At 65.5% G+C, this 23,097-nt stretch carries 11 protein-coding genes; 5 read left to right on the top strand and 6 right to left on the bottom strand.

Annotated features, from left to right (window positions below; translation table 11 throughout):
* From B2W22_RS00055 to B2W22_RS00030, 6 genes are all read right to left on the bottom strand, one after another.
* Nucleotides 1-10,329, bottom strand: a 10,329-nt coding sequence (locus B2W22_RS00055) for a retention module-containing protein (RefSeq protein ID WP_286935866.1), incomplete at its 3' end; no start/stop codon positions are given.
* Between the two features lie 84 nt (nucleotides 10,330-10,413).
* Nucleotides 10,414-11,070 (bottom strand): response regulator transcription factor, encoded by a 657-nt coding sequence (locus B2W22_RS00050; RefSeq protein WP_175138570.1) that lies wholly within the window; start codon nucleotides 11,068-11,070, stop codon nucleotides 10,414-10,416.
* 19 nt (nucleotides 11,071-11,089) lie between these two features.
* Nucleotides 11,090-12,511 carry an HlyD family type I secretion periplasmic adaptor subunit gene (locus tag B2W22_RS00045; RefSeq protein WP_175123990.1) on the bottom strand — a complete coding sequence of 474 codons (1,422 nt, stop codon included), beginning with the start codon at nucleotides 12,509-12,511 and terminating at the stop codon, nucleotides 11,090-11,092.
* Between the two features lie 7 nt (nucleotides 12,512-12,518).
* Nucleotides 12,519-14,684 carry a type I secretion system permease/ATPase gene (locus B2W22_RS00040; protein ID WP_414631930.1) on the bottom strand — a complete coding sequence of 722 codons (2,166 nt, stop codon included), beginning with the start codon at nucleotides 14,682-14,684 and terminating at the stop codon, nucleotides 12,519-12,521.
* Nucleotides 14,668-14,880 (bottom strand): hypothetical protein, encoded by a 213-nt coding sequence (locus B2W22_RS00035; RefSeq protein WP_105238190.1) that lies wholly within the window; start codon nucleotides 14,878-14,880, stop codon nucleotides 14,668-14,670. Before B2W22_RS00035 ends, B2W22_RS00040 begins: the two co-directional genes overlap by 17 nt.
* Nucleotides 14,881-14,904: 24 nt before the next feature.
* On the bottom strand, nucleotides 14,905-16,410 hold the full coding sequence (locus tag B2W22_RS00030; RefSeq protein WP_286935864.1) for a TolC family outer membrane protein: 1,506 nt from the start codon (nucleotides 16,408-16,410) through the stop codon (nucleotides 14,905-14,907).
* 531 nt (nucleotides 16,411-16,941) lie between these two features.
* Here B2W22_RS00030 and leuC point away from each other — a divergent pair.
* The 5 genes from leuC to B2W22_RS00005 all read left to right on the top strand — a co-directional run.
* On the top strand, nucleotides 16,942-18,345 hold the full coding sequence (gene leuC, locus B2W22_RS00025; protein WP_175123993.1) for a 3-isopropylmalate dehydratase large subunit: 1,404 nt from the start codon (nucleotides 16,942-16,944) through the stop codon (nucleotides 18,343-18,345).
* Between the two features lie 23 nt (nucleotides 18,346-18,368).
* Entirely contained in the window at nucleotides 18,369-19,019 is a 651-nt protein-coding gene (gene leuD / locus B2W22_RS00020) for a 3-isopropylmalate dehydratase small subunit (RefSeq protein WP_175123994.1), read from the top strand.
* A gap of 29 nt (nucleotides 19,020-19,048) precedes the next feature.
* Nucleotides 19,049-20,125 carry a 3-isopropylmalate dehydrogenase gene (gene leuB, locus B2W22_RS00015; RefSeq protein WP_286935863.1) on the top strand — a complete coding sequence of 359 codons (1,077 nt, stop codon included), beginning with the start codon at nucleotides 19,049-19,051 and terminating at the stop codon, nucleotides 20,123-20,125.
* Between the two features lie 279 nt (nucleotides 20,126-20,404).
* On the top strand, nucleotides 20,405-21,535 hold the full coding sequence (asd, locus tag B2W22_RS00010; RefSeq protein WP_056569575.1) for an aspartate-semialdehyde dehydrogenase: 1,131 nt from the start codon (nucleotides 20,405-20,407) through the stop codon (nucleotides 21,533-21,535).
* 327 nt (nucleotides 21,536-21,862) lie between these two features.
* The coding region (locus B2W22_RS00005) for a type IV pilus assembly protein FimV (RefSeq protein WP_286935862.1) at nucleotides 21,863-23,097 on the top strand (1,235 nt) is incomplete at its 3' end.

Genomic DNA, 23,097 nt, shown 5'->3' with positions numbered 1-23,097 from the left:
GTCGTCGGTGGTCGGAACGGTAACTACGATGCCACCGGTCGTGCCAGCCGGCACGGTGACGCTGAAGGAGCCATCGGCGTTGGCCGTGACGGTGACGGCCTTGCCGCCGATCATGACCGTGGGAGTGCCCACGTCGCCGGCTTCGATCTGACCGCCCAGCGTGAACGTCAGGGTGGTATTGGCATCGACCGGCTTGGTCAGCGCGACATTGAAGACGGCGCTGCTGCCTTCGTTGACATCGCCCGCATCAGAAACGGTGAGGGCGGGCACGTCGGCGCCCGGACCGCGGTCATCCACAATGACGGCGCTGCCGGAGTCAGTGATGTTGCCAGGCAGGGCGACACCGCTGGCGGAATTGCCCGAGAGCGTGGCGTCCAGCGTCAGCTGTTCACGGCCTTCGAACACCGAGTCGTCGGTGGTCGGGACGGTGACAACGATGCCGCCGGTCGTGCCAGCAGGCACCGTGATGCTGAAGGAGCCATCGGTATTGGCCGTGACGGTGGCAGGTTTGCCGCCGATCATGACGGTGGGAACACCCACGTCGCCGGCTTCGATCTGACCACCGAGCTTGAAGGTGAGCGTAGTGTCGGCATCTACGGCCTTGGTCAGGGCCACGTTGAAGACGGCATTGCTGCCTTCATTGACGTCGCCTGCGTCCGAGACAGTCAGGGCCGGGACATCGGCGCCCGGGTTCGGGTTGGACGGATCGGTGCTTTCGGTATCGACAATCGTCGCGCTACCGGAATCGGTGATGTTGCCCGGCAGGGCGACGCCGCTGGCGGTATTGCCGGTCAGCGTGGCGTCCAGCGTCAGTTGTTCACGGCCTTCGAAGACCGAGTCATCGGTGGTCGGGACCGTGACGACGATGCCGCCCGTGGTGCCAGCAGGCACGGTGACGCTGAAAGTGCCATCGGCGTTGGCCGTGACCGTGGTGGGTTTGCCACCGATCGTGACGGTGGGCGTGCCGATGTCACCGGTTTCGATTTCGCCACCCAGCTTGAAGGTGAGCGTGGTGTCAGCGTCGACGGCCTTGGTCAGCGCGACATTGAAGACGGCGTTGCTGCCTTCGTTGACGTCGCCGGCATCCGAGACGGTGAGCGCAGGCACATCGGCGCCCGGGTTCGGGTTGGACGGATCGGTGCTTTCGGTATCGACAATCGTCGCGCTACCGGAATCGGTGATGTTGCCCGGGAGAGCGACGCCGCTGGCGGAATTGCCGGTCAGCGTGGCGTCCAGCGTCAGTTGTTCACGGCCTTCGAAGACCGAGTCATCGGTGGTCGGGACCGTGACGACGATGCCACCGGTCGTGCCAGCAGGCACCGTGATGCTGAACGAGCCGTCAGCATTCGCCGTGACCGCCGCAGGCTTGCCGCCGATCATGACGGTGGGCGCACCCACATCGCCGGTCTCGATTTCGCCACCCAGCTTGAAGGTGAGCGTGGTGTCAGCGTCGACGGCCTTGGTCAGCGCGACATTGAAGACGGCGTTGCTGCCTTCGTTGACGTCGCCAGCATCCGAGACGGTGAGCGCAGGCACGTCGGCGCCCGGGTTCGGGTTGGACGGGTCGGTGCTTTCGGTATCGACGATCGTGGCGCTGCCCGAGTCGGTGATGTTGCCCGGCAGAGCGATACCGCTGGCCGAGTTGCCGGTCAGCGTCGCGTCCAGCGTCAGTTGTTCGCGGCCTTCGAACACCGAATCATCGGTGGTCGGGACCGTGACGACGATGCCACCAGTGGTGCCAGCCGGCACGGTGACGCTGTAGGAGCCATCGGCATTCGCGGTCACGACGGCAGGCTTGCCACCGATCATGACGGTGGGGGCACCCACGTCGCCCGCTTCAATCTGACCACCCAGCGTGAACGTGAGGGTGGTGTCGGCGTCAACCGGCTTGGACAGGGCCACGTTGAAGACGGCGTCGTTGCCTTCGTTGACGTCGCCGGCGTCCGAGACGCTCAGGGACGGCACGTCGGCGCCCGAGCCATGGTCGTCAACGATGACGGCGCTGCCGGAGTCGGTGATGTTGCCAGGCAAAGCGATGCCGCTGGCCGAACTGCCGGTCAGCGTGGCGTCCAGCGTCAGCTGTTCGCGGCCTTCAAAGACGGTGTCGTCAGTCGTCGGGACCGTGACGACGATGCCACCGGTGGTGCCAGCCGGCACGGTGATGCTGTAGGAGCCATCGGCGTTGGCGGTCACGACGGCAGGCTTTCCACCGATCATGACGGTAGGGGCACCCACGTCGCCCGCTTCAATCTGACCACCCAGCGTGAACGTCAGGGTAGTGTCGGCGTCGACGGGCTTGGACAGCGCAACGTTGAAGACGGCGTCGTTGCCTTCGTTGACGTCGCCGGCGTCCGAGACGCTCAAGGACGGCACATCCGCGCCCGAACCGTGATCGTCAACGATGACGGCGCTGCCGGAGTCGGTGATGTTGCCCGGCAGCGCGATGCCGCTGGCCGAGCTGCCGGTCAGCGTGGCGTCCAGGGTCAGTTGTTCACGGCCTTCAAACACCGAATCATCGGTGGTTGGGACGGTGACAACGATACCGCCGGTCGTACCGGCAGGAACCGTAACGCTGTACGTACCGTCCGGATTGGCCGTGACCGTGGCAGGCTTGCCACCGATCATGACGGTGGGGGTGCCCACGTCGCCCGCTTCAATCTGACCACCCAGCGTGAACGTCAGCGTGGTGTCGGCGTCAACCGGCTTGGACAGGGCCACGTTGAAGACGGCGTCGTTGCCCTCGTTGACGTCGCCGGCGTCCGAGACGCTCAGGGAAGGCACGTCGGCGCCCGAGCCATGGTCGTCAACGATGACGGCGCTGCCGGAGTCGGAGATGTTGCCAGGCAAAGCGATACCGCTGGCCGAGTTGCCGGTCAGCGTGGCGTCGAGCGTCAGTTGTTCACGGCCTTCGAAGACCGAGTCGTCGGTGGTCGGAACCGTGACAACGATGCCACCGGTGGTGCCGGCAGGCACGGTGACGCTGTAGGAGCCATCGGCGTTAACCGTGACGACGGCAGGCTTGCCACCGATCACGACGGTGGGGGCACCCACGTCGCCCGCTTCAATCTGACCACCCAGCGTGAACGTCAGGGTGGTGTCGGCATCAACCGGCTTGGACAGGGCGACATTGAAAACAGCGTCGTTGCCTTCGTTGACGTCGCCGGCGTCCGAGACGCTCAGGGACGGCACGTCGGCGCCCGAGCCATGGTCGTCAACGATGACGGCGCTACCGGAATCGGTAATGTTGCCAGGCAGGGCAACGCCGCTGACGGTATTGCCCGACAGCGTGGCTTCCAGCGTGAGTTGTTCGCGGCCTTCGAAGACCGAGTCGTCGGTGGTCGGGACCGTGACAACGATGCCACCGGTGGTACCCGCCGGCACGGTGACGCTGTACGTACCGTCCGGATTGGCCGTGACCGGGGCGGGCTTGCCGCCGATCATGACGGTGGGGGTGCCGACGTCGCCGGCTTCGATCTGGCCGCCCAGCGTGAACGTCAGGGTGGTGTCGGCGTCAACGGCCTTGGACAGCGCAACGTTGAAGACCGCGTCGCTGCCTTCGTTGACATCGCCCGCGTCGGAGACGGACAGGGCCGGCACGTCGGCGCCCGGGTTCGGGTTCGACGGATCGGTGCTGTCGGTGTCGACAATGGTGGCGCTACCGGAGTCGGTGATGTTGCCCGGCAGCGCGATGCCGCTGGCCGAGCTGCCGGACAGCGTGGCATCCAGCGTCAGCTGTTCGCGCCCTTCGAACACGGAGTCGTCGGAGGTCGGGACCGTGACAACGATGCCGCCGGTGGTGCCGGCAGGAACGGTGACGCTGTACGTACCGTCCGGATTGGCCGTGGCCGTGGCAGGCTTGCCACCGATCATGACGGTGGGCGTGCCGACGTCGCCCGCTTCGATCTGACCGCCCAGCGTGAACGTCAGCGTGGTGTCGGCGTCGACGGGCTTGGACAGTGCGACGTTGAAGACGGCGTCGCTGCCTTCGTTGACGTCGCCGGCGTCGGAGACGCTCAAGGACGGCACATCCGCGCCCGAACCGTGGTCGTCAACGATGACGGCGCTGCCGGAGTCGGTGATGTTGCCCGGCAGGGCGATGCCGCTGGCCGAGCTGCCGGTCAGTGTGGCATCCAGCGTCAACTGTTCGCGGCCTTCAAACACCGAGTCGTCGGTGGTCGGGACGGTGACGACGATACCGCCGGTCGTGCCGGCCGGCACCGTGATGCTGTAGGAGCCATCGGCATTCGCGGTCACGACGGCAGGCTTGCCGCCGATCATGACGGTGGGCGTGCCCACGTCGCCGGCTTCGATCTGGCCGCCCAGCGTGAACGTCAGCGTGGTTTCGGCATCAACCGGCTTGGACAGGGCGACATTGAAGACAGCGTCGTTGCCTTCGTTGACGTCGCCGGCGTCGGCGACGGACAAGGACGGCACATCCGCGCCCGAGCCATGATCGTCAACGATGACGGCGCTGCCGGAGTCGGTGATGTTGCCAGGCAGGGCGATGCCGCTGGCCGAGCTGCCGGTCAGCGTGGCATCCAGCGTCAGCTGTTCACGGCCTTCGAAGACCGAGTCGTCGGTGGTCGGAACCGTGACGACGATGCCGCCGGTCGTACCGGCAGGCACGGTGACGGTGTAGGAGCCATCGGCGTTGGCCGTGACGGTGGCGGGCTTGCCGCCAATCATCACGGTGGGGGTGCCGACGTCGCCGGCTTCGATCTGACCGCCCAGCGTGAACGTCAGGGTGGTGTCGGCATCGACAGCCTTGGTCAGCGCAACGTTGAAGACGGCGTCGCTGCCTTCGTTGACATCGCCCGCATCCGAGACGGTCAGGGCCGGCACATCCGCGCCAGAGCCATGATCGTCAACGATGACGGCGCTGCCGGAGTCTGTGATGTTGCCGGGCAGCGCGACGCCGCTGGCGGTATTGCCGGACAGCGTGGCTTCCAGCGTGAGTTGCTCGCGGCCTTCAAAGACCGAGTCGTCCGTGGTCGGGACCGTGACCACGATGCCGCCGGTGGTGCCAGCCGGCACGGTGATGCTGAAAGTGCCATCGGCGTTGGCCGTGACGGGGGCGGGCTTGCCGCCAATCATGACGGTGGGCGTGCCCACGTCGCCGGCTTCGATCTGGCCGCCCAGCTTGAAGGTGAGCGTGGTGTCGGCATCGACCGGCTTGGACAGCGCAACGTTGAAGGTGGCGTCGTTGCCTTCGTTGACATCGCCCGCATCCGAGACGGACAGGGCCGGCACGTCGGCGCCCGGGTTGGGGTTCGACGGATCGGTGCTGTCGGTATCGACAATGGTGGCGCTACCGGAATCGGTGATGTTGCCCGGCAGCGCGATACCGCTGGCGGAGCTGCCGGTCAGCGTGGCGTCCAGCGTCAGTTGTTCACGGCCTTCGAACACCGAATCGTCGGTGGTCGGAACCGTGACAACGATGCCGCCGGTCGTACCGGCAGGCACGGTGACGCTGTAGGAGCCATCGGCGTTAACCGTGACGACGGCAGGCTTGCCACCGATCATGACGGCGGGGGCACCCACGTCGCCCGCTTCAATCTGACCACCCAGCGTGAACGTCAGGGTGGTGTCGGCATCAACCGGCTTGGACAGGGCGACGTTGAAGGTGGCGTTGCTGCCTTCGTTGACGTCGCCGGCGTCGGAGACGCTCAAGGACGGCACATCCGCACCCGAACCGTGATCGTCAACGATGACGGCGCTGCCGGAGTCAGTGATGTTGCCTGGCAGGGCGATGCCGCTGGCCGAGCTGCCGGTCAGCGTGGCGTCCAGGGTCAGTTGCTCACGGCCTTCGAACACCGAATCATCGGTGGTCGGGACGGTGACGACGATGCCGCCGGTCGTACCAGCCGGCACCGTAATGCTGTACGAGCCATCGGCATTCGCGGTCACGACGGCAGACTTGCCGCCGATCATGACGGTCGGCGTACCCACGTCGCCGGCTTCGATTTGGCCACCCAGCGTGAACGTCAGCGTGGTGTCGGCGTCGACGGGCTTGGACAGCGCGACGTTGAAGACGGCGTCGTGGCCTTCGTTGACGTCGCCGGCGTCCGAGACGCTCAGGGACGGCACGTCGGCGCCCGAACCGTGATCGTCAACGATGACGGCGCTGCCCGAGTCGGTGATGTTGCCGGGCAGGGCAACGCCGCTGGCGGTATTGCCGGACAGCGTGGCTTCCAGCGTGAGTTGCTCGCGGCCTTCGAAGACCGAGTCGTCCGTGGTCGGGACCGTGACAACGATGCCACCGGTGGTACCCGCCGGCACCGTAACGCTGTACGTGCCGTCCGGATTGGTCGTGACGGTGGCGGGCTTGCCGCCGATCATGACGGTCGGCGCACCCACGTCACCCGCTTCGATCTGGCCGCCCAGCGTGAACGTCAGGGTGGTGTCGGCATCCACCGGCTTGGACAGCGCGACGTTGAAGACGGCGTTGTCGCCTTCGTTGACGTCGCCGGCATCCGAGACGGACACGGCCGGCACGTCAGCGCCCGGATTCGGGTTGGACGGGTCGGTGCTTTCGGTATCGACAATCGTGGCGCTGCCGGAATCCGTGATGTTGCCAGGCAGGGCGACGCCGCTGGCGGTATTACCCGAGAGCGTGGCGTCCAGCGTCAGCTGTTCACGGCCTTCGAAGACAGAGTCATCCGTGGTCGGCACCGTGACCACGATGCCGCCGGTCGTGCCGGCAGGCACCGTAACGCTGAACGTGCCGTCCGGATTGGCCGTGACCGTGGCGGGCTTGCCGCCGATCATGACGGTGGGAACGCCCACGTCGCCGGCTTCAATCTGGCCGCCCAGCGTGAATGTCAGCGTGGTGTCGGCGTCGACCGGCTTGGTCAGCGCGACATTGAAGACGGCGTCGCTGCCTTCGTTGACGTCGCCGGCATCCGAGACGGAGAGCGCCGGCACATCGGCGCCCGGGTTCGGGTTCGACGGGTCCGTGCTTTCGGTGTCCACAATGGTGGCGCTACCGGAATCGGTGATGTTGCCCGGCAGTGCGACGCCGCTGGCCGAGTTGCCGGTCAGCGTGGCATCCAGCGTCAGCTGTTCGCGGCCTTCGAACACCGCGTCGTCGGTGGTCGGAACGGTGACGACGATGCCGCCAGTCGTACCAGCCGGCACGGTGATGCTATAGGAGCCATCGGCATTGGCAGTCACGACGGCGGGTTTGCCACCGATCATGACGGTGGGGACACCGATGTCGCCGGCTTCGATTTGCCCGCCCAGCGTGAACGTCAGCGTGGTATCGGCGTCGACGGCCTTGGTCAGCGCGACATTGAAGACCGCGTTGCTGCCTTCGTTGACGTCGCCGGCGTCCGAGACGGTGAGGGCCGGCACATCGGCGCCTTCGCCCTGGTTGTCAACGATGACGGCGCTGCCGGAGTCGGTGATGTTGCCAGGCAGGGCGACGCCGCTGGCGGTATTGCCCGAAAGGGTGGCGTCCAGCGTCAGCTGTTCACGGCCTTCGAAGACCGAGTCGTCGGTGGTCGGGACGGTGACGACGATGCCGCCGGTGGTGCCGGCAGGAACGGTCACGCTGTACGTGCCGTCAGGATTGGCCGTGACGGTGGCGGGCTTGCCGCCGATCATGACGGTGGGGGTGCCGACGTCGCCGGCTTCAATCTGACCGCCCAACGTGAACGTCAGGGTGGTGTCGGCATCAACCGGCTTGGTCAGCGCGACATTGAAGACCGCATCGCTGCCTTCATTGACGTCGCCGGCATCCGAAACGGTGAGCGCAGGCACGTCGGCGCCCGGGTTCGGGTTGGACGGGTCGGTGCTTTCGGTATCGACAATCGTGGCGCTACCGGAGTCGGTGATGTTGCCCGGCAGCGCAACGCCGCTGGCGGTATTGCCCGAGAGCGTGGCGTCCAGCGTCAGCTGTTCACGGCCTTCGAAGACTGAGTCGTCGGTGGTCGGGACGGTGACGACGATGCCGCCGGTCGTGCCAGCCGGCACGGTAATGCTGTAGGAGCCATCGGCGTTGGCCGTGACCGTGACGGGCTTGCCGCCAATCATGACGGTCGGGGTGCCGACGTCGCCGGCTTCGATCTGACCGCCCAGCGTGAACGTCAGGGTGGTGTCGGCATCGACCGGCTTGGTCAGCGCGACGTTGAAGACAGCGTCGCTGCCTTCGTTGACATCGCCCGCGTCGGAGACGGACAGGGCCGGCACGTCGGCGCCCGGGTTCGGGTTCGACGGGTCGGTGCTTTCGGTATCGACGATCGTGGCGCTACCGGAGTCGGTGATGTTGCCCGGCAACGCGACGCCGCTGGCGGTATTGCCCGAGAGGGTGGCGTCCAGCGTCAGCTGTTCGCGGCCTTCGAACACGGAATCGTCGGTGGTCGGCACCGTGACGACGATGCCGCCGGTCGTGCCAGCCGGCACGGTGATGCTGTAGGTGCCATCGGCATTGGCCGTGACCGCGACGGGCTGGCCGCCGATCATGACGGTGGGGGTGCCGATGTCGCCGGCTTCGATCTGACCGCCCAGCTTGAACGTCAGGGTGGTGTCCGCATCGACCGGCTTGGTCAGCGCGACATTGAAGACCGCGTTGCTGCCTTCGTTGACATCGCCTGCGTCGGCTACGGTGAGGCTCGGCACGTCGGCGCCAGGACCGCGGTCGTCCACGATGACGGCGCTGCCCGAATCGGTGATGTTGCCCGGCAGCGCGACGCCGCTGGCGGTATTGCCCGAAAGCGTGGCGTTCAGGGTCAGTTGCTCACGGCCTTCGAACACCGAATCGTCGGTGGTCGGGACGGTGACGACGATGCCGCCGGTCGTGCCGGCCGGCACGGTGACGCTGAAGGAGCCGTCGGCGTTGGCCGTGACGGTGGCAGGCCGGCCGCCGATCATGACGGTGGGGGTGCCCACGTCGCCGGCTTCAATCTGACCGCCCAGCGTGAACGTCAGGGTGGTGTCGGCGTCGACCGACTTGGTCAGGGCGACGTTGAAGACGGCGTCGCTGCCTTCGTTGACTTCGCCCGCGTCCGAGACGGTCAGGGCCGGCACGTCGGCGCCCGGGTTCGGGTTGGTCGGGTCGGTGCTGTCGGTATCGACAATCGTGGCGTTGCCGGTGTCGGAGATGCCGGCGGGCAGCTGGGCGCCGTTGGCGGCCTGGCCGCTGAGCGTGGCCTCCAGCGTCAGGGTCTCGCGGCCCTCGAAAGTGTTGTCGTCGGTCGTGGGCAAGGTCACCACGATGCCGTTCGTGACGCCGGCGGGCAGCTTGAAGCTGTACGTGCCGTCTGCATTGGCAGTCACGGCCACGGCCACGCCGCCGATGGTGACGACAGGCACGCCGACATCCTGGGCTTCGACCTGACCACCGACCTTGAGCGTGATGGTCGTTTCACGGTCCAGATCGACCGTGTTGCCCAGGGTGATGTTGAACGTGGCGTTGCCGCCTTCGTTGATGACGCCGGCATCCGACACGGCGATCGTGGGCACGTCGAGCACGCCGACGATGGTGACGGCGACCGTTGCGGTCGAGGTGGCGCCCGACGGGTCGGTAATCGTGTAGGAAATGGTCGAGGTCGCCGTTTCGCCTTCGCCCAGGCCCTTGTATTCGCCGTTGGGATTGAAAACGTACGATCCGTCAGGAAATACCGTGAACGACCCGCCGTTCGAGCCGGGCACGGTCAGTCCGGCGCCGGTCATCGGACGGCCGTTGACGGATACCAGCGTCAGTGCGTCGCCATCGGCGTCCGCGTCGTTCGAGAGCAGGTTCCCGCGGATCGCATCGTCTTGGCGCGTGGAGACGGCGTCGTTCAGGGCATTCGGGGGCGTGTTGCCCGGAACCGGTGCGGCGGCGTCGCCGTCATCGCCGGTCAGGGCAGCGCCCGACACGCGCGGCAGCGTGTCGTCGCCGCGCGCCGGATTCGGGTAGGCCAGGTCCAGCGGGCTGGTGGTTTCCAGGATGCGGGCCAGGCGGACGAAGCTGCTGCCGCCGGCTTCGCCGCCGCCGGCCACGACCGCGGCCGTGGGATCCAACTCGTCGAACGGGTCGCGGCCGGCTTGCAGGGCGGCCAGCAGGCGGTCGGAATCGGTGCCCGAGGGCGGCGCGACGGCGGCTTCCGTCGGATCGGCCAGCGGGCCGGTCATGTCGCCGTTGACCGCGACTTCGCGGCCTTCGCCGATCACGATCGGCATGCCGTTTTCAACCTGAAGCGAAACCGTGGCGCCCGAGGCAGTGACGATGTCGCTGCCGGCGGGGACTTTGCTGCCTTGATGCAGTTCGGTCAGGGAACCGTCGCTATTGCGTATCCACGCGCGACCGGAGATTTCGTTGACGACTGCGGGGGAGGAGTTGGCCATGTTGGTTCCGTTTCAGGGAGTTATCCAAGATGGCCAGATACTACGGGTCGCCGATGCCGGCGGATATTGTCCTTGAGGACAGGTTCACGCAGTGATTTTGCTGCGTGCGTCAGTGGGTGCGGAAATACCGTGGACCAGCAGGGCGAGCTGCAGGCGGTCGGTGACGCCGAGCTTGTCGAACACCGCCGACAGATGCGCCTTGACGGTGCGTTCCGTGATGCCCAGCGCCTCGGCGATCTGGGCGTTGGCCTGGCCGCTGGCGGCGTAGCGCGCGACGGTGATTTCGCGCTCGGTCAGCCGGCCGCCGTCCCAGGCGTGCGCGTCCTGCGCGCGCTCGGTGACAAGCTTGAGCAGGCGGGACACCAGCGAGCGTCCCATCCAGATGCCGCCGGAGGCGACGACTTCCAGCGCCTGCGCCATCGCGGCGGGCTGCGCATAGCTGTGGCAGTAGCCGTGCGCCCCGGCGCCCAGCGCCTGCGTGCCTTGCTCGTCGTTGGGGCTGGCGCTGGCGACCACGACATGCAGGCCGGCCAGCGTCGGCGTCCAGGCGGGATCGTGCCAGGAGGGGAGCTTGGGCACGTCGGCATCCAGCACCGCCAGCGTACGGCCTTGTTCTCGCCAGCGTTGCAGATCCGCCAGGCCACGCCCGCGGGCTGCCATCCAGCGCGCCGGGTCAAGCGCGCGCCAGTGCTGCCAGAGCAGGTCGTCGTGCGTAATCAACAGGACGGGAATGGGTTTCATAAGGCCTTGAAGCTCTCCATTAACGTTCGGTGAAGGCGTTCGACTTCGCCCGCAGAATGGGCTTGAGCAGGTACTGGAGCACCGTGCGCTTGCCTGTCAGGATATGAACCTCTGCCACCATCCCGGGGATGATGGGCAACAGCTTGTCGCCTACGGTGCTGCGGTCCGTGCGCACGCGCACGACGTAGTAGGAATTGCCTTTCTCGTCGGTCACGGTGTCCGCGCCGATCTGTTCCACCCGGCCTTCCAGGCCGCCGTAGATCGCGAAGTCGTAGGCCGTGAACTTGACTTCCGCCTTCTGGTCCGCGTGCAGGAAACCGATGTCGCGCGGCTGGATGCGCACTTCGAGCAGCAGCGTGTCGTCCTTGGGGACGATCTCGATGATGTCCTTGCCCGGCTGCACCACGCCGCCGACCGTGTTGTTGAACAGGGTCTTGACGGTGCCGCGCACCGGGGCGCGCACTTCGGCCAGCTTGACGCGGTCGACCAGCGCGGCCTTGCCTTCGCGCAGCGTTGCCAGTTTGGTGTTGGTTTCAGACAGTTCGCTGCGGGCCTGGTTGCGGATGTTCAGCTCGGCTTCCTGGATCTTGCTTTCGGCTTCCTTGATGGAGGCCTGGAAGCGGTCGATCTGCGCCTCGGCGCCTTTCTGCTCCCCGCAATACCGGGCGACATCGCGTTGCAGACGCAGGAGGTCGACCTCGGACACGGCGCCGCTCTTGAGCAGCGGCCGGGTCACCTGCAGCTCGCGCGAGGTCAGGCCGCAGCTAGCCGAGGCCTGGTCGCGCTTGGCGATGGTTTCGCGCAGATCTTCCTGGCGCTGCTTGAGCTGTTCGCGGGCCACGTTGACGGTGGCGTTCAGCTCGGTGTTGCGCGCCTGCCAGGCGTTGCGTTCCATTTCGCCCAGGCCGGGCGCTTGCTTGAGCACTTCCTCAGGCGTGACGAAGGGCTCGCCCGTGGCCAGCGCTTTCAGGCGGGCGGACTTGGCCAGCAGCGACAGATACTCCGCATTGTTCTCGCCCAGCGACGAGGTGAAGCGGGTGGAGTCGATCTTCAGCAGGATCTCGCCGGCCTCGACTTCCTGGCCGGGGCGGACCAGGATCTCCTGGACGATACCGCCGTCCAGGCTCTGGATGATCTGCACCTGGCGGGACGGCACGACCTTGCCTTCGCCGCGGACCACTTCGTCGATGCTGCCGAAGCCCGCCCAGACGAGCAGACCCATGGTGGCCAGCAGCGAGGTCCACAGCAGGATGCGCGAACCGCGGGCCTGGGACTCGTGGATGACCCATTCGGCGTTGCCGATGTAGTCGGACCGTTGGACGGGTTTGCCTTTGTCGGCGCCGTCCAGGATGCGATCGAAGAAGAAGACGAAAAGGTTGCGCGGGGCGCGCAGCAGGTTGCCAAAGAAACCGTGCTTGGGGGCTCCAGGATTGTTCAGCATGGTCTTCTCAGCTTCCGCGTCCAACGCGTCCTTGACGCAGGGCTTCGACAACCTGTTCCTTCGGACCGTCGGCCACGATATGGCCGTTGTCGATCACGATAAGGCGGTCGACCAGTTCAAGGAGCGCGGTGCGGTGCGTCACCAGCAGGATCGTTTTGGTGGCGCTGGCTTCACCCAGGCGCTTGCGAAGCTGGGCTTCGCTCTGGTGGTCCATGTTGCTGCTGGGCTCGTCCAGCAGCAGGATCGGCGGATCGTTGATCAGCGCGCGGGCCACGGCCACCGACTGGCGCTGGCCGCCGGAGAGCGATTCGCCGCGCTCGCCGATGATCATGTCGAAACCATTGGGGTGCAGGTTGGCGAACTCGGTCACGCCGGCCATGTTGGCCGCCGCCAGAATGCTGGCGTCGTCGGCGTAGGGCGCGCCCATCGCCAGGTTGTGCTTGAGGCTGCCGTAAAACAGCAGGGGATCCTGCGGAACGTGGCCGATGGCCCGGCGCACGTCGGCCGGGTCGATCTGGCGCACGTCCACGCCGTCCAGCAGCACGGCGCCTTCGGTGGGCTGGTACAAGGCCAGCGCCAGCTTTTCAAGCGTCGTCTTGCCAGAACCGATGCGGCCGATGATGCCGACCTTCTCGCCCGGCTTGAGCTTGAACGACACCTTCTTGAGTACCGGTTGCGTGCTGCCGGGATACGCGAAGGTCACGTCGCGGAACTCCAGGCCGCCGTGGAACACGGGGCGATGCAGGAACTCGGCTTCGGCCGGACGCTCGATCGGCATCTTCATGTAGTTGTCGATGGAACCGAGCGACGTGCGCGCGTTCTGGTATTGCATCAGCAGGCCGGCGACCTGACCGAGCGGCGCAAGGCACCGGCCGGCGATCATGGATGCGGCAATGATGCCGCCCATCGACAAAGCCGATTCCTGGGCCAGATACACGCCGATGATGACGACGGCAATCGACACGAGCTGCTGCACGGCCTGCACGAAGCCCACCGTGGACGACGAGATCAGCTTGAGCTTGCCACCCGTCTGCGCGATGAATTCGGTGGCGCGCTCCCAGTTGCGCTGGATCGCGCCCTGGGCGTTCAGCGTCTTGACGGCTTCCAGGCCGGTCAGCGCTTCGACGAGCGTGGCGTTGCGTTGCGACGAGGCCTGGAACGAGGCCATCGTCAGCGCTTCCATGCGCGCCTGCGCCGCCAGCGACACCAGCAGGATAAGCACGATCGCGACCAGCGGCGGCAGGATCATCCACGGCGAAATCCAGGCCAGGGCGGCCAGGAACAGCAGGATGAATGGCAGGTCGACCAGCGTCGTGATGGTGGCCGAGGCGATGAAGTCGCGAATGGATTCGAACGAGCGCAGGTTGGCCGCGAAGGATCCGACCGAGACCGGACGGCCTTCCAGCCGCAGGTCCAGCACGCGTTCCATGATCTGCGCGGACAGGCGCACGTCGACCCGTTTGCTGGCGCTGTCCACCACATGGGACCGCGCCGTGCTCAGGATCATGTTGAAGATCACCACCAGCGTGATGCCGACGGCCAGCACCCACAGCGTTTCGACGGCGTTGTTCGGCACCACGCGGTCGTACACGTTCATGGTGAAGAGCGGCATCGCCATGGCGAACACGTTGATCAGCAGCGCCGCGACGAGGGCGTCGCGGTACAGCCGGCGGTTCTCCAAGATGGCTGCCCAGAACCAGTGGCGCTCGCGCACCTTGGCGACTTCCGGGGCGCGGGCGTCAAAGCGGAATTGCGGGCGGACGAAGCACACCAGGCCGCTGTACTGCTCGGCCAGCTCGGACGGGTCCATGTCGAAGGAACTGCCGCCCAGTTCGGGATGGCTGACCACGAATTTGCCGCCGTCCTTCTTGAGCAGCAGGCACGCGCGTTCGCCCTTGAGCAGCAGGATGGCGGGCAGGAGGTCCTGCGAGATGTCATCCAGGGTGCGCTTGACCACGCGCGCCGATAGCTGCGCCCGCGCGGCTGCGCGGGGCAGCAGGGCGGGCGTGAGGCGGTGTTCTTCGAGGGGCAGGCCCGAGGACAAAGCTTGCGCGGTGGCCGTCACGCCATGCAGGCGGGTGATTTCCACCAGGCAGTCGAGCAGCGGATCGTCGTGCGCGGCGCGGGCATCAGCGCGCCAATCCCGGGCGGCCTTCTCAGATAACTTGTCCATCTTCGTCATCCAACAGGTCGAGGTGTTCCGAGAGACGCGCACGCTGCTGCTTGCGCTGGGTGAGTTTTTGCTGGGCCTGGACAGGCAGGTCTGTCATCCGCAAGGTGCCGTTGGCGATCAACGCGTCAATTAAGTCTTCAAGGACGCGGACAAAGTCCGCGTCCAACTGCGAGAAATCACTGCCCTTGTTTGCCATTGGGCCTCCTTGCGGCTGCGCCGGTCAGGGCCGGGCGGCAGGCGCGTTCACCGGCACCAGCGTGGGGGGCAGGGTGCCTTCGTTGTAATGCACGCGCACGGGAGCCAGTCGGGCGGTATCCGGAACGGTCGAATTGCACAGCTTGATCACTTCGTCCGACACTTCCAGCTTGCCGTTTTCTTCGGGCATCTCATTGCGCGCGGGTTGCAGCGACAGTGCCGGCAGCAGGGTGTGGGACAGCGCCAGCCAGCGATACTGCGCAAGACGCAGATCATAAATGGCATTGGTCAGCGCACGGCGCGATTCGAACAGTTCGTTTTCCGTGTCCAGCAGGTCCAGCAGAGAGCGCTGGCCGATCTGGAACTGTTGCGCGTACGCATCACGCACCTTGGTCGTGGCCACCTCGTGGTCACGCAGGAAGGGCAGCTTCTGGTTCAGGCTGGTGATGTTGTTCCAGGCCACAGCCAGGTCCTGTTGCACGTTGCGGCAGGTGTAGTCGCGGATGTCGCGGGCGGCGTAGGACTGGTTGGCGGTCTGGCGCACGCGGGCGGAGTCTGCGCCGCCGCGGTACAGGTTGTAGCTCATCACGACCTGGACGCTGGAGCTTTGGATGTCGCGGCTTTGCGGGGTCGGATCATTCTGGTCGCGGCCCGTGTTGGCCACGAATTCAAACTTCGGCGAGAACGCGCCCTTGGACGACTGCACGCCCGCCTGCGCGGCCTGCAGGCTCGCCTGCTTGGACAGGAAGCTGGGGTTGCGGCGCAGCGATTCATTGAAATTGCCCGGGGCCTTGGGCAGTTTGTCGGCGATGTCGGGCGCCGGCAGCATCGATTCAGGCGGAAAGGCGCCGGTCACGCGCTGGAAGCGCTGTTGCACGTCCAGCAGGTTGGCCGTTTCGGTCATCAGGTTGGTCTGGGCCAGCGACAGACGGCCGCCGGCCTGTTCCAGGTCGACGCGCCGGCCGACGCCGGATTCCGTGCGCTCGCCGATCTGCTTGAGGGTGCTTTCGTGCAGCGAGTAATTCTGGCGAGCCAGCAGCTCCATGTCGCGATAACGCTGCAGGTCGATGTAGGCCTGCACGGCGGTGAAGGCGGTGTTGTCGCTGGTGGCCAGCACGTCATAGAAGCGTGCCAGCTTGTCGAAACCGGCCTGCTTGACGTCATTTGTGGTGCGGAAGCCATCAAAAATCAGCTGGCGCAGTTCGACGCTCCAGCCGGGGCGGTTCCAGCTCTGCGAGCCGACGCCGGGCACGTTGTTGCGCCATTCGCGGCCCAGGTAACCCTGCGCATTGATCTGCGGGAAGTAGGCGGCGCGGGCGACGGCCTGGCCTTCCAGGGACGCCTGGAAGTCGTGGTACTTGGCCTGGATTTCCGGATTGCTGAGCAGAGTCTGCTCAACGATCTGATTCAACGTTACTTGCGGTTGCCCGGCGGGTGCGGCAGCGACGGGCGTCGCGGACTGTGCAAAAACGGCAGGGGCAAATGCAAGGGCAAGGACCGAGGTCGTGCTTTTGAGCAAAAACGAAGCCATAGTGATTATTCGCGAGTCAAGTTGAGATTGAATGGCCGCCATGTTGTATGTAAATGTCAGCTTTGACGAGTCAAGATTTGTTAACTCTTGAGGATTGTTGCTGGCGGTCCATAAGGTGAATTTCGCGCAACATCTAACTACTTCTTCGAATTTGCACGAACATCGCTTAACCTAACGCGGCTTGTTTCTATTAATGCCGATTATTACGTATTATTTCGAAAGCAACAGCGTTCGGAGCGTGTGGCGATTATATCTATTTGAGAGTTCTGTATCTATTTTGTTTACCAATTTGTATCCGTCTCAAAAATATGCGCGTGGTTTATTTGTTATGCAACAAGTTGACATGACGGTCGCTTTCGCCGGGGAAGCGCCGTCAGCATGGTAGTGGCAGTACTGGTATATAAGGTGTGCTTGTACTAGGTTTGGTGGCTGGGCATAATCCTTTGCATGCCGCAGCAGCCGGCGCGGCAGGGAAGCGTTTTACCCATCGCGCCGGACTCAAGCCGGATTGTCTATTTGCAGAGCGCATCCATGGCCCAAACCCTTTACGACAAACTCTGGGACGCCCACATCGTCCACCAGGAATCAGACGGCACCTGTCTGCTCTATATCGACCGCCACCTGCTGCATGAGGTCACCAGCCCGCAGGCATTCGAGGGGCTGACGATCGCCGGCCGCAAGCCGTGGCGTACCGGCGCCAACCTGGCCGTGGCTGACCACAACGTGCCCACGATGAACCGTGCGCAGGGCATCGACGACCCGATCTCACGTTTGCAGGTTGACACGCTGGACGACAACTGCGGCAAGTACGGCATCACCGAATTCCGCATGAACGACTTGCGCCAGGGCATCGTCCACGTCATCGGACCGGAGCAGGGCGCGACCCTGCCGGGCATGACCGTGGTCTGTGGCGACTCGCACACCAGCACACACGGCGCGCTGGGCGCGCTGGCCTTCGGCATCGGCACGTCCGAAGTCGAGCACGTGCTGGCCACGCAGACGCTGCTCATGAAGAAAGCCAAGAGCATGCTCATCAAGGTCGACGGCGAGCTGCCGTTCGGCTGTACGGCCAAGGACGTGGTGCTGCACATCATCGGCATCATCGGCACGGCCGGCGGCACGGGTCACGCCATCGAATTTGCCGGCAGCACGATCCGCGCGCTGTCCGTCGAGGGCCGCATGACCGTCTGCAACATGGCGATCGAAGCTGGCGCCCGTTCCGGCATGGTCGCCGTCGACGACAAGACCATCGACTATTTTCGCGGCCGTCCGTTCGCGCCCACCGGCGTCGTCTGGGACCAGGCCGTCAAATACTGGCGCACGCTGCACACCGACGAAGGCGCCAAGTTCGACACCGTGGTTGAAGTCAACGCGCGCGACATCAAGCCGCAGGTCACGTGGGGCACGTCGCCCGAAATGGTGCTGCCGGTGGATTCCCGCGTGCCGGACCCCGACCGCGAAAAAGACGACGTGCGCCGCAGCGGCATGGAGCGCGCGCTGGAATACATGGGCTTGAAGCCCAACACTCCGCTGACCGACATCCGCGTGGATCGCGTGTTCATCGGTTCGTGCACGAACTCCCGCATCGAAGACCTGCGCGCAGCCGCCGTCGTGGCGCGCGGCAAGCGCGTGGCGTCCAACGTGCGCCAGGCGATGGTGGTGCCGGGCTCGGGCCTGGTCAAGCAACAGGCCGAACGCGAAGGCCTGGACAAGATCTTCATCGAAGCCGGCTTTGAATGGCGCGAACCGGGCTGTTCGATGTGCCTGGCCATGAACGCCGACCGCCTCGAACCCGGCGAGCGTTGCGCCTCGACCTCGAACCGCAACTTCGAGGGCCGGCAAGGGCAGGGCGGCCGCACGCACCTGGTCAGCCCGGCCATGGCCGCCGCCGCGGCCGTCGCCGGCCATTTCGTCGACGTCCGCACGTTCCGTTAAGCGTCAAGCACCGAGTAGACATCATGCAAGCATTTACCACTCACGAAGGCCTGGTGGCGCCGCTCGACCGCGAAAACGTCGACACGGACCTCATCATCCCCAAGCAGTTCCTCAAGTCCATCAAGCGCACGGGCTTTGGCCCCAATCTGTTTGACGAGCTGCGTTATCTGGATCACGGCGAGCCGGGCATGGACAACAGCAAGCGTCCGGTCAATCCGGATTTCGTGCTGAACCAGCCGCGCTACCAGGGCGCCTCGGTCCTGCTGGCGCGCAAGAACTTCGGTTGCGGCTCCAGCCGCGAGCACGCGCCCTGGGCGCTGACGCAGTTCGGTTTCCGCGCCATCATCGCGCCGTCGTATGCCGACATCTTCTTCAACAACAGCTTCAAGAACGGCCTCTTGCCGATCGTGCTGTCCGAGCTGGAAGTGGCGCGTCTCTTCGACGAAGTGAAGGCGTTCCCGAACTACAAGCTGAACATTGATCTGGACCGCCAGGTCGTCATTGCCGCGGACGGCCGCGCCATGGGCTTCGACATCGAACCCTTCCGCAAGTATTGCCTCTTGAACGGCTTTGACGACATCGGCCTGACGCTGCGCCATTCGGACAAGATTCGCGCCTTCGAGGCCGAGCGTCTGGCCCGTCATCCGTGGCTCGAAAGCCGCCCCATCGCCTGATCAAACCATCGAAACAGGATCGTTTTTCAATGACCCACAACATCGCAGTCTTGCCGGGTGACGGCATCGGCCCGGAAATCGTCGAACAGGCCGTGCGCGTCCTGAAGGCGCTGGACGCTCCCTTCGACATCAAAGAGCAGCCGGTCGGCGGCGCCGCTTTCGACAAGTTCGAGCATCCGCTGCCGCCCGCCACGCTGAACCTGGCCAAGGAATCGCACGCCGTGCTGTTCGGCGCGGTCGGCGACTGGAAGTACGACACGCTGCCGCGCGAGTTCCGTCCCGAACAAGCCATTCTGGGCCTGCGCAAGGCGCTGGGCCTGTTTGCCAACCTGCGTCCGGCCATCCTGTATCCGGAACTGGCCAGCGCCTCGTCGCTCAAGCCTGAGATCGTGTCCGGTCTGGACATCCTGATCATCCGCGAACTGACCGGCGACATCTATTTCGGCACGCCGCGCGGCGTGCGTTCGTCGCCGGACGGCGCCTTCACCGGCGAGCGCGAAGGCTACGACACGATGCGCTACGCCGAATCCGAAGTGCGCCGCATCGCGCGCATCGGCTTTGAATCGGCGCAGAAGCGCAACAAGAAGCTGTGCAGCGTCGATAAGGCCAACGTGCTCGAGACCTCGCAGTTCTGGCGCGACATCGTGATCGAAGTGGCGCGCGAGTACCCGGACGTGGAGTTGTCGCACATGTACGTCGACAACGCTGCGATGCAGCTGGTGCGCAACCCGCGCCAGTTCGACGTCATCGTCACCGGAAATCTGTTTGGCGACATCCTTTCCGATGAAGCGGCCATGCTGACGGGTTCGATCGGCATGCTGCCTTCGGCCTCGTTGAATGCCAGCGGCCAGGGCCTGTACGAGCCCAGCCACGGTTCGGCGCCGGACATCGCGGGACAGGGCATCGCCAACCCGCTGGCGACGATCCTGTCGGCCGCCATGCTGCTGCGTTACTCGCTGAACCTGGCGCCGCAGGCGGATCGCATCGAAGCGGCTGTGCGCAGCGTGCTGGCCAGCGGCCTGCGTACCGCCGACATCTTCGAGCCCGGCACGACGAAGGTCAGCACCGCCGGCATGGGCGACGCCGTCCTGAAGGCCCTGGGCTGATCCCTCGCGTTGGACCGCTGCAAGGCGGTCCTGACCAACGCGCGCTGCGTTAAAAGCGTGCAGCGGTATATATACAGAGGGGCCGCCCGGCGGGTGGCCCCTCTGTTTTGGGAATCATGCATCGCTGATGCCGCGATGCGCCGGACTCTTCCTGCCGGGCTTGCGGCCCCGTTTTTTTCGAGCTGCAGTGCAACATCCCTCCGTGCATTCTGATAAATTGTTGAATTGCACGAAATTTCCCCCTCCTTATCTTGTCACCCCCTTTAAAGAGCGATTGAAATGAATCAAGCAGTAGGCCTTGTCGGCTGGCGCGGTATGGTCGGCTCGGTGCTCATGCAACGCATGCGCGACGAGAACGACTTCGCACTGATCGAACCGGTGTTTTTCTCCACCAGCAACGCTGGCGGCGCCGCGCCCACTTGGGCAACTGGCGCAGGTCCGCTGCAAGATGCCTACAACATTGACGCTCTGAAAAAACTGCCGATCATCGTGACGGCGCAAGGCGGCGACTACACGTCCGAGGTCTATCCCAAGCTGCGCGGCGCGGGCTGGAACGGCATCTGGATCGACGCGGCCAGCACCCTGCGCATGGCCGACGACGCCATCATCGTGCTGGACCCGGTCAACCGCCCGGTGATCGACGCGGCGCTCAAGCGCGGCGTGCGCAACTTCATCGGCGGCAACTGCACCGTCAGCTGCATGCTGATGGGCCTGGCTGGCCTGTTCAACAACGACCTGGTGGAATGGATGACCTCCATGACCTACCAGGCCGCGTCCGGCGGCGGCGCGCAGCACATGCGTGAACTGCTGACCCAGTTCGGCGAGATCAATCAGTCGGTCAAGTCCCTGCTGGACGACCCGGCCTCGGCCATCCTGGAAATCGACCGTGGCGTGCTGGCCAAGCAGAAGGACGCCGCGCTGCCCCACGAACACTTTGGCGTGCCGCTCGGCGGCAACCTGATTCCCTGGATCGACAAGGACCTGGGCAACGGGATGTCCAAGGAAGAATGGAAGGGCGAAGTCGAAACCAACAAAATTCTGGGCCGCGGCGCTGCCTTCGGCACGGCGCCCACCCCGATCGACGGCCTGTGCGTTCGCATCGGCGCCATGCGCTGCCACAGCCAGGCGCTGACCATCAAGCTCAAGCGCGACGTGCCGCTCGACGAAATCGAGGCGCTGATCGCACAGGGCACGCAGTGGGCCAAGGTTGTTCCCAACACCAAGGAAGCCACCGTTTCCGCGCTGACGCCCGTGGCTGTCACCGGCACGCTGGACATTCCGGTGGGCCGCCTGCGCAAGCTGTCGATGGGCTCGCAATACCTGGGCGCCTTCACGGTGGGCGACCAACTGCTGTGGGGCGCTGCCGAGCCGCTGCGCCGCATGCTGCGCATCGCGCTGAACGAAGCCTGATGCCGGGGCGGGCGGCGGTTTCAGCTGCCCGTTTCGCGCAACGATGCGGTCAGGGCACCTTCGGGTGCCCTTGTTTTTTGGCGCGCGGTGGGATGTGCGAAAGCGTTGGGTGCACCAACGTGGCGCAGCCGGGAAGCGCGCGGCGCGCGGCCCGGTTCGCAAAACCTCCCGGGTGTGCCCGTCGGCCAACGTGCGTGCCCCGTTCAGGTTTGTGAAATGCGCTTGATCCATTACACTTTTCGGGTGAATTGAGGCCCATTTTTGCGCGGCAAATGGCGCGAATGGGCCAAGGCCCGTAATTCGATTACAAGAACGGAATTCCAGCTTATGACCCAGCGTTCGCGCCACGTGAAGCATGCCCGCCGTTTGAAAGCCCTTCAGTGGGCCATTGCGCTGGCGATCGGCTCAAGCGTCTGCGGGTCGGCGCTGGCCATGCGCGTCGGGCATTCTCGCGTCGTTTCCGTGCCGGGCGCGCCGCTGCAGGCGACCGTGGGTCTGCAGGAATTGACGCCCGAAGAAATCAGCTCACTCAAGGTTTCGATTGCCGACGAAGCTGCCTGGCAGCGCGCGGGCGTCAAGCCGCCGGTGCCGCTTGCCAGCATGGTGGTTCGCGTCGAAGACGGAATCGACCCGACGCGCAAGAATCTGCGGGTGCGGTCCACACAGGCGCCGGCTAGCGGAGCCGTGGATCTTCTGCTCGACATCAATTCCAGCTCGGGACAACGGCAGGTGCAGGTCAGCATCCTGGTGCCGCTGCGCGGCACCAGCGCAGATGTCACGCCCGCCGCCGTGGGCGCCCCTGGCCGCACGGGCGGCACGTCGGGCACGGTCACGGTCAAGTCGGGCGATTATCTGTTTGCCATCGCCCAGCGCAATGCGGTGCCGAACGCGTCGGTCTACCAGATGCTGGTCGCGCTGTGGCGCGCCAATCCGCAGGCCTTCATTCAGAACAACATGAATCTGGTGCGTTCCGGCCAGACGCTCAAGATCCCGGACGCCGCCACGGTGCGCGCCATCGATCCCGCCGAAGCCCGCCGCATCTTCAACGAGCATGCCGAGGCGTACGCGAAGTACCGCGGGCGGGTGGGCGCAGCGGCAGGTGCGAATCCGTCGGTGGTCAAGGGCCAGGACGCCGCCTCCGGCACGGTCACCCCACCCGCCGATTCGGGCGTCGCCACGGCTGCACCGACGCAAGATCGCGTGCGCCTGTCGACCGGCCAGGCCCAGGACAGCGCCGCCGCGCAGGCCGAGGCGCAGGCAGACGCCAAGACGTCCGCCGACCGCGCGCTCGCGGACACGCAAGGGCGCGTGAATCAGCTTCAAGCCAATGTCGACGAACTGACGAAGGCTGTTGCGCAGCAATCGGCTGCGGCCGGGGCGGCTGGTGCAGGTGCGGCTGGCGCTTCGGGCGGCGCCGGTGCGGCCGGTGCGCCGGGCTCGGCAGGAACTCCGGGCGCAGCAGGTGCTCCGGGCGCAGCAGGTGCTCCGGGCGCAGCAGGTGCTCCGGGCGCAGCAGGAACTCCGGGTGCAGCAGGTACTCCGGGTGCAGCAGGTACTCCGGG

Source organism: Achromobacter sp. UBA4530 (assembly GCF_002388205.1).
GTDB lineage: Bacteria > Pseudomonadota > Gammaproteobacteria > Burkholderiales > Burkholderiaceae_B > Achromobacter > Achromobacter animicus.
This window is presented reverse-complemented; position numbering and strand designations above follow the sequence as displayed.